Raw genomic sequence first — 11,536 nt, forward strand, 5'->3', positions numbered from 1 at the left:
CGCCGGCCGGTAGTTTAGGCTTATAGCCTTTGTGCAAACCACCCTTTGGAAGGGTGGTTATGATTTGTTGGTTTGTTCGTCTTTGCGTTGCTTACTATTGGGAAAAAGCAAGGTCTGTATTCGATCGTTAGTCTGTTGATCAATATTGTCCTATTATTGCTCGCCTTAACACTCTATTTGACGCTGCAACAGTCTAGCTTGTTAGTGATCTGTATAGTGGCTACTGTTCTTTTTACTATTTTTTCTTTAGTACTAGTCAGTGGGCGGAAAGAAAAGACATATGTCGCCATCATCGCGACTTTGATCAGTACCTTTATTGCATTGTTAATTGCTTTTGCGACTTTAAAGCTCACGGCTTCTAATGGCCTTCACTTTGAGTCGATGCAATTTGTCCTTGTTCCGCCACAAGAAGTTTTTATGGCGCAAATCTTAATTGGCTCATTAGGGGCGGTTATGGATATCGCCATTACGCTCACTTCTTCTGTCTATGAATTATATGAAAAAAATACAGAGATTTCCCGTAAAGCCTTGATGCGATCGGGAAGGGAGATCGGTGGAGATGTGATGGGCGCGATGACGAATATTTTGCTTTTTGCTTACATCAGTGGGACGATCCCGATCATTCTCCTTTATTTAAAAAACGGCTATCCGCTTATGGATACCTTTTCTCTCAATCTATCATTGGAATTAGTGCGAGCTCTCACGGGAAGTATTGGCATCGTCTTGGCCATTCCGATCACCCTCTATCTTTCCATGATGTTTATTTTTAGAAAGGGGAGTCGGAAATGAACGTAATCAAGCTATTAGCGGTCATCCTCTTTATCCTGATGAGTAGTATTGGTGGTAAAAAAGGTGTCACCTCGTTTTTGGCGTTATTCTTAAATTTTGGTGTAATTTTTGTCGCTATTTTGTTTATGCAAAATGTCAAAAGTCTCATCACTCTGACATTGGTCGCGTGTACGTTGATCAGCTGTATTAATCTCTTTTATATCAATAAATTTAATCACAAGACGCTGGCCACATTTATATCACTTATCATTACCCTAGCCATTTTGCTTTCCTTCATCTTTATTATCGAACACCATGCGATGATTCAAGGGTTTGGTGAAGAAGAGGAAGAAGAAATCAGTGGATTTTCACTTTATATTGGCATTGCTTTTGCGAAAGTGACGATCTGTACGATCATTATGGGGACGATTGGAGCCATTATTGATATTTCATTATCCATTGCTTCTTCAATGAATGAGTTAGTTGTGCATACACCGTTAATCAGTAAAAAAAATCTCTTCCGTTCGGGAATGAAAATTGGAACAGATATTTTAGGAACGACGACAAATACCTTATATTTTGCTTTTATTGGTGGTTATCTGACGTTGATCTTATGGTTTAAAAAATTATCGTATTCCTTTGGTGACATCATCAATTCAAAAATCTTTAGTTCTGAAGTGATTTCGATTTTAAGTGGCGGAATAGGTGTCGCGATTATCATTCCAATTACGGCATGGATGAGTGCTACTATCCTTTTTAAAGGTAGAGAGAGATAGCCCGTCTTAAAATCGGGCTAGTCCTAAATGAAATAGAGATCGAGGGAATGAGCCGAAGGGTACTAAAAAATATTTATAAAAGATTTTAAGAAAAGAGGTTGACTTTTAAAATCGTAATGGTTACTATTTATATTGTTCTAGGTAAATAGTAATTGTTACGATTTACACATTAGAGGATTATAGGAGGATTCATATGAAGAAGTTAAGCTTTTTATTTGTAGCACTTATTCTTGTTTTAAGTATAGGGGTGTTATCAGCCTGCAGTTCGTCGTCAAATGGCGAAAAGGATGACACAAGCAAAAGTAATACCAGTCAAGAGGACACATCATCTACGAAGAGCGATACTTCTAAACAACCTATTAATATTGTGGCAGCAGAAGATTTTTATGGTGAAGTTGCCGAAGCTGTCGGTGGGGATTACGTGAAGGTTACCTCTATTATTGATAAGCCAAGTGTTGATCCACATGACTTTGAACCAACGGCAAATACGAGCAAGACCGTTAATGATGCCCAGCTCTTAATCTACAATGGCATTGGTTATGATAACTGGATGGATAAATTAATTTCCTCTTCATCTGAAGCTAGTGATAAAACGGTTATTCGTGTTGGCGATGATTTGTTAAATAAAAAAGAAGGGGATAACGAGCACCTTTGGTACATGCCAGATACCATGCCAACATTAGCAAGCGCCCTTGCTGATAAACTATCAGAGCTAGATCCGGATCATGCAGATTACTATAAACAGCAAGTCGAAAAGTATAAAGAAACGATTCAGCCATTAGAAGACTTAGTCAGCAAGTTAAAACAAAAGACACCTAAGAAAGTAGAAACAACAGAGCCTGTTTTTGATTACATGATACAAGCGTTGAACTATGAAGTAGATAATGAAAAATTCTCTATGGCCATTGAAGAAGAGACAGATCCAGCACCAGCAGATCTTGCACAAATGAAAAATGACCTCAAAAACAAAAAGGTTGCGTTTTTTGTTCAAAATACACAGGTAGAAAGTCCAGTAGTCAAACAGTTTTCTAGTCTTGCAAAAGATAACAATATTCCTATTGTCGAAGTAACTGAAACACTTCCAGAAGGTAAGGATTATGTGCAATGGATGACAGATGAACTTAAACAAGTTGAGAAGGCTCAAGCCAAGTAAGGAGTCTTCTGAGAGGGAGACAGGACAATCATGATTGAAAATTTTAGTGTCGATCATATTGATGTCTATATTAATGGGGAGAAAATCCTGGATAATCTTTCTTTTTCAGTACAGCCAGGAGAGATGCTCGGTATTATTGGACCTAATGGGGCAGGGAAATCCACCTTGCTTAAAGTGATTTTAGGTGTGATTAAGCCGCAAAACGGAACAGTAGAAATGACACATAGCGATACCCGTCCAATCGTTGGCTATGTTCCCCAATCGAGAGCCATAGATGAAGAAATGCCGATTCAAACTTGGGATTTTATTTCGCTCGGTTTACCGCATCGCATCAGGCCATGGTTGACCAAAAAGGATCGGATTTTGATTAAAGAAACAATGGAGCTCACAGATACGAGCCGCTTAGCCAAAAAATCTATAGGTAAGCTTTCTGGTGGTGAAAAGCAAAGAGTATTTTTAGCTCAGGCCTTGGTGAGAAATCCAGATGTTCTTTTGCTCGATGAATCGACGGCCAATTTAGATCCAAAGGCACAAGAAGAGATAACGTCACTTGTCCAAGAGCTTTGCACGGAACAACATATCAGCACATTATTTATTAGTCATGATATCCATCTGGTGGCTAAATACGCTCATCGGGTATTGTACTTAACTCGGGGACACTATTCTGTTGGGCGAGCGCAGGATATTATAGAGAATGCCAATATGGATGTCCTTTATCAACCTCAGCATGTTCATGACGCCTTACAGACAAGTGTAGAAAACAGGAGATACGGAGGGTAAAGGATGCTTCATTATGATTTCATGCAACACGCTTTTATTGCCGGAACGATTGTGGCCATTATGTGCGGGGCTATTGGTGTCTTCGTCATGGCGAGAGGCTTGTCTTTCATTACCCATTCCTTTTCTCATATTGGCTTTTCTGGAGCTTCTTTTGCGACGTATGTGGGCTGGGACCCGTTAGAGGGCTTATTGTTATTCACGACTGTCGGGGCATTAGCCATTGGACGGATGGGTGTCAAGTTTTTTCGAAGAGAAGCCTCTATCAGCGTCATGCTCAGTGTATTTTTAGGATTAGGCATTTTATTCTTATCTTTATCAACACAATCTGGGAGCTTTACCTCAACGATATTATTTGGCAGCGTGGTTGGGATTAGTTCAAGAGATGTGTGGGTGATTGTGGTTCTCACGGTGGTTTTATTATGCCTACTTACACTAGGGTATAAAATGCTAAAGTTTGATTCCTTTGATCCTGTCGGTGCTGAAGCTGCAGGATTACCGATTCGCTTTATCTCTGTCGCTTTTCTCTTATTACTTTCAATCGGTGTCGCTGAAGCTGTGCAAATCGTCGGGGCTTTGTTAGTCTTTGCGCTTATGACTATACCGGCTTCCACAGCACGTCATATTACACAATCGGTTTTTAAAATGATTGTCGTGTCCGCCGTGTTAGCCGTGTTAGGCATCTGGGTGGGGCTCACTTTAAGCTATATGACAAATGCACCTGTGAGCTTTTACATTACAGCATTTGAAGCGCTCTGCTACTTCTTAGCCCTAGGGTGGTCGAGCTTGAAAGCCAAATTTCAGCCGATTGGGACATAGGGTCAGGTTCTTTGTCCCAATTCGAATTATAAGTGACACATCTTGTCCCCCGAATGCGTAGGCATGCTGCCCCCGACTTTGGGGGATTTTTACGGTATAATATTCATTTTGAATTTTCCGAGATATCAACTTGCTAGTATCCGTTTTATTTTCTTTTTGTTCGAAGGATGAGAGCAAAAGCGATGAGATATGGTAAGATATACTTATGTAAGTAAACGCATACATATAGGCTTAATCTTTGAAAAAAAAACCCTTTTGCAGAAATAAAAACAATTTAATAGAGGAGATGATAGAATGCTCGAACAAACAGGAGTGGATCAAGTCAAGAAGCTTTTAAGAAAGAGTATCGCTGAACATCATATTGCGGGTGGGAATCTATTGGTTGTAAAAGAGGGTGAGGAAATCTTCTATCATGAAGACGGTTTTGCTGATAAGGAAGCTGGCCATCCTATCCAAAGGGATTCTATTTTCAGGCTTTACTCCATGAGCAAGCCCGTCACAGCTACGGCAATGATGATTTTATTAGAGCGAGGCGATATTGATTTACTCGAGCCGGTGAGCCAGTTTTTAGATGGTTTTAAACGTCAGGTGGTTAACGAAAACGGGCAATTAGTCCCAGTCCGGCGAGAGATGACAATTAAAGACTTACTCTCTATGACTTCAGGTTTAGTTTATGGCGGGGAGCATCGAACAGGGCAGGACACGATAGCATTGTTCCGGGAGATAGATGATAAATTATTGAGCGATACCCCCATAGGGACAGTGGAGGCGATGAACACATTAGGGGAAATTCCATTGGCCTTTCATCCAGGGACTTCATGGGAATATGGAACTTCCGCGGATGTACTTGGAGCAGTTATTGAAGTCGTTAGTGGAAAAAGCTTTGGAGATTTCTTACAGAAGGAATTATTTGAGCCACTAAATATGAAGGATACTGGTTTTTGGGTCCCAGAGGAAAAAAGACAGCGTCTTGTGAAAGTCTATGAAGACAATGAGCAGGGCGAATTAGTGCCTTATACGGGGAATCATTTAGGAATTAACAATCAAATGGATAGACGGCCTGCTTTTGAATCCGGAGGGGCCGGTCTTGTTTCAACCATAGATGATTATGCAAAATTTACAACGATGCTGATGAATGGAGGCCGGCTCGATGAACATCACATTTTACGTCCCGAGACGGTAAAGTATTTAACGTCGGCTACGCTAAATACAGTCCAACAACAGAGTTTTGATAAAGGCTTTAATTTAAGTGGACATAGTTATGGAAACCTAATGCGCGTCATGACGGATCCGAGTCAAGCGAACATGCTTGGTAGTCTTGGGGAATATGGATGGGACGGTTGGCTCGGTGCCTATTTTTGCAATTGTCCCAACGAGCGTCTGACCTTTCTATTCATGATGCAGAAGACCGATTCAGGTACAACCTCTCTCACTAGAAAACTACGTAATATCATCCTTAGTGCATTTGAATAAAGCCTGCGAGATAAGGAATAGGCAGAAGAAAAACTTAAAGAGAGCCTGCTCTATTAATCGTTAAAGCAGGAAATAGAGGGACAACATTGGATATAAGTTGATGACTCCTCTGTCCCTGAAATATTTGAAGTTCTAGACTATGGCCAAAAACGTATAGCCCACAATTGTGTTTGTGGGCTATTAGCACGTATATGATTCTCATGTTTACAGGGGAAGATTTAGAGCAGAAGCGACTAAGTGATGTGGTTTTTACGGCTCCCAGTTAAATCTCCTTTTTCTATTGTGAAATCTAGAGCGGCTTTCCAAAGGTTCTTCGGAGTATTTTGAGTCTTGGATATCGCTATGGATATCTTCTTTAAAGTCTAAGTCATGTACAGCATCAAATGCTTCTTCCGTGTATGTCTGATGCGTTGGTGTAGATTGCTTTCTTTGATAGGGATGAGATGACTCTTGAGTTTTAGGCTGCTTTGACGTTGATCCGGGTGGTGCTTTTTCAAGATTAAATCCTGTAGCAATGACTGTGATAATCATCTCATCTTTTAACTCTTCATTGATGACCGAACCAAAGATCATATTTAAATCTTCATGTGAAGCATCAGAGACAAAACTAGCGGCTTCTTGCACCTCATAAAGACTTAATTGACTTCCACCGGTTATGTTCATAATCACCCCTTGAGCGCCATTTATGGATGTTTCAAGCAATGGACTATTGATCGCTCTTTTAGCCGCTACCGTTGCGCGGTTTTCACCCGAAGCCATCCCTATTCCCATTAAGGCAGTTCCTTTGTGGGACATGATCGTCTTGATATCTGCAAAATCAAGATTGATTAAACCTGGTGCCGCAATTAAATCCGAGATGCCTTGTACACCTTGGCGCAGCACGCTGTCGGCTTCTCGGAAGGCATCAAGCATAGGTGTTGTTTTATCAATGATATCCAAGAGACGATCGTTTGGAATAATAATAAGGGTATCTACAGATTCCTCCATTTTTTCAATCCCATGTTCAGCATTTTGAGCACGCTTTGGTCCTTCAAATTTAAAGGGCCGTGTGACAACGCCAATGGTAAGCGCGCCGAGTTTACGAGAAATGTCAGCAATAGCGGGAGCTGCCCCTGTCCCTGTACCGCCTCCCATTCCAGCGGTGACAAAGACCATATCTGCCCCTTGGAGAACATCTTGAATCGCTTGTTGGCTTTCTTCTACTGCTTTTCTTCCCACTTTGGGGTTTGCACCTGCGCCCAATCCTCTCGATAACTTTGTCCCAATTTGTATTTTAATCTCTGCTTTTGATTGATTAAGCGCTTGTAAATCTGTATTAACCGCAATAAATTCTACACCTTCAACATGATCTTCAATCATACGGTTGACCGCGTTGTTTCCGCCACCACCGACACCAATCACTTTAATCTTAACGAATGGGTCTGTCGTTGTATCAAAATCCAATAGTAATCCCCCCATTTATCCTAATGATTTTGATTTCAGAGCAAAAAGACTTATTCATAATATTCGACAGCGGTTTAGGCCTTTTGTGGGACACAGGGTCAGGTTCCTTGTCCCAATAAAATGACAAGGAAAAGCTCACCATTTTCCTTTGATTTCGTAGAAGCTGCTCCGATTTTATGTGTCCAAGCTGGGTTGTTTACTCGGAACTTGCTGATGTCTTTGACAAAGACACGGAAGAGCTCTAAAATGTAGTTAGAATTCTAATTAGTTTCAGAAGGGATCATTTATGGAAAAGGGAAACGAGAAGAACGATAGAGAAATGCCGATAAGTCGTCTAATAAAGCTAGCCAACCGAGCGATTCGTAAGGAAGTCCAAGAACAGTTAAAGCCTTTTAACATCACACCTACCCAATGGAGTGCGTTGGGGATTATTTATTTGCGCCCAGGTCTATTGCCCTCGGAATTACAAACCATCTTATTGACGGAACGGTCAAGTGTGACCAGTCTCGTGAATGGTTTAGTCAAAAGAGAGCTTGTTTATAGAGTGGATCATCCTGATGATGGGCGATATAAAAAGCTTTATTTAACAGATAAAGGCAAAGAACTTGCCGTTCAAACACGCGACATTTCAACTGTGCTAGATAAAAAGCTAGGGTCGGCTTATTCGCCTGAAGAGTTTAAGCAGCTAAAGAAAGGGCTGATGAAAATGATAAGGACCTTGGGCAAGTCTTAAAAATTTTTGCTTATATAGTTAGAGTTCTAATTATTATTCGGGTATGGATTTCAGGTGAGGAGGGAGAAAAATAGAGTCCAAACACTTTAATCGCAAAGAAGAACCTCATAAGAGGATGAGTAAGACTTTGCATACACTAGTATCCTTGATCTACCCCGATGTTAAGCCTAAAGCGCCTCTGAGTTTTCGTAGGTTGATCATGGGCTTTATGGGAATGATGGGTCCGATCATATTTGGCATTATTTTCGATCATTTAGAGGCGAGCTTATTAGCGACGCTTGGTGCGATGTTCATTATCGGAGGATCAGCTTCTTCAAAGCTGAGTAAGGGGATCCTAGAGTCTCTTATGACTGTGCTTGTCGGAACGACTTCAGTTTTCTTAGGGAGTTTGGAAGGGGGGCAGAGTTGGCAGACAGCTTTATGGATTGTTGGTCTATCCTTTATCGTAGCCCACATCACTGGGATGGGGCGGCAGCCTGCTCTATTAGGCATTCAATTTTTGGTGTTTTTCATTATTGGTTCAGGTTTCGGCTCGAACGGAGGGAGAGTTGTTTCTCTTCAGTTCGCCTTTGTCTTTGGCCTTGGAGCAGCTTGGGCGACATTCCTCTCGCTCATATTTAGGATTTTTTTCAAACAAAAAGATCGCTCACAATCAGCTTCATCAACAAGGGAGATTCCTTTCAAAATGCTTTTTAAGCATTGGAAGAAAATGCTGAAGCAATTTAAGGGGTGGGAGTTTCCAATCCGAATAGGATTATGCATGGTCACAGCAGAAACAGTGGGGCTATGTCTTGGACAGGATCGCTCCTATTGGATTCCATTGACGGTGATCTTAATTACTCACCGTCGGTTTGCCTCTGCTTTGCAAAGAATCTTTCAAAGAGGATTGGGTACGGTGATGGGGGTTTTGGTCGGAAGTCTTCTGCTTCTATTGCCACTATCGCATGTTACTATTGTGTTCGTTGTAGGAATGTTAACAGCTTTCCGCCCTCTTTTAAAGGAAAGAAGCTATTTCCTCTATTCTATGCTAATGACACCGTTAATGGTTATTATGTATAGTGTGAATAACGGAATGACAGATAAACTATTAGTTGACCGACTATTAGATACATGTATTGGCTGTGCGATTTCGTTCTTTTTAGGGTATCTCATCTGGCAATTCAAACCGAGGGCTAAGACGCATTAAAAAGGTGAATGAAAAATGCGTGAAGATAGGTTAAGTCATGAAGTTTAAGCTTGGAGTAATGGTGATGTAAAAGCTCGCGCGTTCTTACTCCAATTGCTTCTAACAAGCCTTTCGGCATAATCCTCGCTTTCCACATGGGCATTTTTGAGTTGCGGCTCTCTTTTGTGCGTGCACAACGCTTATATGTTAGTTTCACTCTTGTTTCGTTCGTCTTTTCAAAAATAAAATAAATGAGAGAGGAAAAGCGGAGATGAAGTTTTATATTGCCTCAAGTTTTAGAAATCTAGATGCAGTAAGATTTGTTAGCGAGAAATTGCAGGTTTGGGTCATATTCAAACCTATGATTGGACGCGCAATGAGCAAGCCTCGGCTGCTAAATCGTTACGAGAAATAGGCATACAAGAGAAACGAGCTGTTTTGGATGCGGATCATATCATTGTATTATTACCCGCGGGAAAAGGCAGTCATGTTGAATTAGGCCTCGCATTGGGACAAGGTAAAAAAGTCCATCTGTATTCTCCGAATGAGGATGTCCATCATTTAGAAAATACCACGACCTTTTATCATTTGCCCGAAGTAGACTTGTTCATTGGAACCTTGGATGAGCTCATTGAACGGATTTCAATTTTTGCTACTTAACGTGGATCACTGCTATAAGAAACAATGTGAATAGGTTTGGGATAAAAGGGGATACACTTGATAAAGCTGATTTGATATTAACGGTGAGTTGGGATATTGTACCTAATAGTTATAGTAGTGTCAGTGACCGTTTTTAAGGGGAGAAGAGAAACGTATATGGATATGGAAATTAGTCACATCATTTCATTCATAGTCTCGACTGTTTTGATTATTAATATATTGCTCGCAGCTGGTGTGTTATTTTTTGAAAGGAGAGATATTGGGTATACTTGGGCTTGGTTAATGGTCTTATTTTTTATTCCCATTTTAGGCTTTATTGTCTATATCTTCTTTGGCCGCAAATTAACACGAAAAAATTTTTATAGACTTTCAATCGAAGAACGTTCGGTCCTGCAATCGGCTGTGGAACAGCAGCTTGCGGCCTTTGAAAAGGAGCAGCATCCCCCTTTGTTAGAAGCTTATTCTGATGTAGTGCGGATGAATCTTATTTCCTCCCATGCCCTGTTAACTTATCACAATGAGATCGCGATCTTTAACGATGGAGAGCAGAAATTTAAAGCCTTGTTCGATGATATAAGAGCAGCTAAGAAAGAGATTAATATCCAGTACTATATCATTCAACCAGACACATTGGGACAAAAGCTCAGAGATGAGTTAATTAAAAAGGCAAGAGAAGGGGTAAAGGTACGGGTTCTCTATGACGAAATAGGATCAAAAAAGCTCCACCCAAGGTTTTTTAAAGGCTTGCATGATTATGGTGGAGAAGTAGAGGTGTTCTTTCCTTCATTGCTTAGACCAATCAATTTTCGGTTGAATAATAGAAATCATAGAAAGCTGTGCATTATTGATGGTGACATCGCTTATATTGGAGGCTTTAATGTTGGTAATGAATATCTTGGCGCGAACAAGAAGTTCGGTTATTGGCGGGATACCCATTTTAGAATAAAGGGCGCTGCGGTGAACTATATACAAGGCAGATTCATTTTGGATTGGCATCAAGCGGGGAAACACAAAAGAATAAACTATAATGAATTCTGCTTTAATGCCGAGAATCACAAGGGCCATCTCCCCGTGCAAATTGTCGCTAGTGGACCTAACTCAGAAGATGAGCATCTAAAGAATATGTACATTAAACTTATTACCTCTGCAAAACGGAGTGTCTATATCCAAACGCCTTATTTTATTCCAGATACAAGTTTTATGGATGCCTGTAAAATTGCCATCCTCTCGGGTGTCGATGTTCGCATTATGATTCCTAACAAGCCTGATCATCCATTTGTTTACTGGGCAACATGGGTTTATGCTGGTGAGTTGGTGAAATACGGCGCTAAGATCCTGTTGTATGAAAATGGTTTTTTGCATGCTAAGACATTAGTGGTCGATGGGGAAGTCGCTTCAGTAGGAACAATGAATATTGATTCACGGAGCTTTAGACTGAACTTTGAAGTGAATGCCGTGGTTTATGATCAGAAAATAGCGGAGCAACTTCAAGAGATGTTTCACAAAGATAGTGAGGCTTGTCAGGAGCTCACACCTGAACGCTATAAAGCGCGGTCGTTAGTGATTAGAATTAAAGAAGGGATCTCTCGCTTGCTCACCCCGATACTATAGCCACGGAGTTAAAGAAGTCTATCTCAAAATGGAGGTAGGCTTCTTTTTATTGAAATATATCAATGGATACCACAAAGGAATGAGAAGTGAGAGAAAGACTTTGTTTCATGTAAGCCTGTCCTATCATTTGTTTTTTGCCTGGAGTGAAACATAACATT

At 40.7% G+C, this 11,536-nt stretch carries 11 protein-coding genes; 10 read left to right on the forward strand and 1 reads right to left on the reverse strand.

Features of this window, described 5'->3' with window-relative positions; all coding sequences use genetic code 11:
- The first annotated feature begins 72 nt into the window (after nt 1-72).
- The 6 genes from IEV91_RS19195 (at nt 73) to IEV91_RS19220 (ending at nt 5,766) form a co-directional block, all read left to right on the forward strand.
- The gene (locus IEV91_RS19195) at nt 73-789 is read left to right on the forward strand and encodes a YibE/F family protein (RefSeq protein WP_229745659.1); all 717 of its coding nucleotides are present in this window, start codon (nt 73-75) and stop codon (nt 787-789) included.
- Nucleotides 786-1,544, forward strand: a complete 759-nt coding sequence (locus IEV91_RS19200) for a YibE/F family protein (protein ID WP_188499048.1) — start codon at nt 786-788, stop codon at nt 1,542-1,544. Before IEV91_RS19195 ends, IEV91_RS19200 begins: the two co-directional genes overlap by 4 nt.
- Nucleotides 1,545-1,737: 193 nt before the next feature.
- Nucleotides 1,738-2,697, forward strand: a complete 960-nt coding sequence (locus tag IEV91_RS19205; RefSeq protein WP_188499049.1) for a metal ABC transporter solute-binding protein, Zn/Mn family — start codon at nt 1,738-1,740, stop codon at nt 2,695-2,697.
- 30 nt (nt 2,698-2,727) lie between these two features.
- A complete protein-coding gene (locus IEV91_RS19210; RefSeq protein ID WP_188499050.1) occupies nt 2,728-3,477 on the forward strand; it encodes a metal ABC transporter ATP-binding protein in 750 nt (249 codons plus the stop codon).
- 3 nt (nt 3,478-3,480) lie between these two features.
- Entirely contained in the window at nt 3,481-4,293 is an 813-nt protein-coding gene (locus IEV91_RS19215) for a metal ABC transporter permease (RefSeq protein WP_188499051.1), read from the forward strand.
- Nucleotides 4,294-4,587: 294 nt separating this feature from the next.
- On the forward strand, nt 4,588-5,766 hold the full coding sequence (locus tag IEV91_RS19220; RefSeq protein WP_188499052.1) for a serine hydrolase domain-containing protein: 1,179 nt from the start codon (nt 4,588-4,590) through the stop codon (nt 5,764-5,766).
- A 249-nt stretch (nt 5,767-6,015) separates the two neighbouring features.
- On the opposite strand, the gene ftsZ is transcribed toward IEV91_RS19220, so the two are convergent.
- Nucleotides 6,016-7,224, reverse strand: a complete 1,209-nt coding sequence (gene ftsZ / locus IEV91_RS19225) for a cell division protein FtsZ (protein WP_188499053.1) — start codon at nt 7,222-7,224, stop codon at nt 6,016-6,018.
- 271 nt (nt 7,225-7,495) lie between these two features.
- Between ftsZ and IEV91_RS19230 the strand changes: the two genes are divergently transcribed.
- The 4 genes from IEV91_RS19230 to cls all read left to right on the forward strand — a co-directional run bounded on the left by IEV91_RS19230 (nt 7,496) and on the right by cls (nt 11,378).
- A complete protein-coding gene (locus IEV91_RS19230) occupies nt 7,496-7,942 on the forward strand; it encodes a MarR family winged helix-turn-helix transcriptional regulator (RefSeq protein ID WP_188499054.1) in 447 nt (148 codons plus the stop codon).
- A 127-nt stretch (nt 7,943-8,069) separates the two neighbouring features.
- Entirely contained in the window at nt 8,070-9,128 is a 1,059-nt protein-coding gene (locus IEV91_RS19235; RefSeq protein WP_188499055.1) for an FUSC family protein, read from the forward strand.
- 321 nt (nt 9,129-9,449) lie between these two features.
- Nucleotides 9,450-9,767 carry a group-specific protein gene (locus tag IEV91_RS19240; RefSeq protein WP_308420053.1) on the forward strand — a complete coding sequence of 106 codons (318 nt, stop codon included), beginning with the start codon at nt 9,450-9,452 and terminating at the stop codon, nt 9,765-9,767.
- A gap of 162 nt (nt 9,768-9,929) precedes the next feature.
- Nucleotides 9,930-11,378, forward strand: coding sequence for a cardiolipin synthase (gene cls / locus IEV91_RS19245; protein WP_188499067.1), 1,449 nt, complete (start codon nt 9,930-9,932; stop codon nt 11,376-11,378).
- Nucleotides 11,379-11,536: the final 158 nt, after the last annotated feature.

Origin of the sequence: Pullulanibacillus pueri (genome assembly GCF_014639255.1) — a bacterium.
GTDB lineage: Bacteria > Bacillota > Bacilli > Bacillales > Sporolactobacillaceae > Pullulanibacillus > Pullulanibacillus pueri.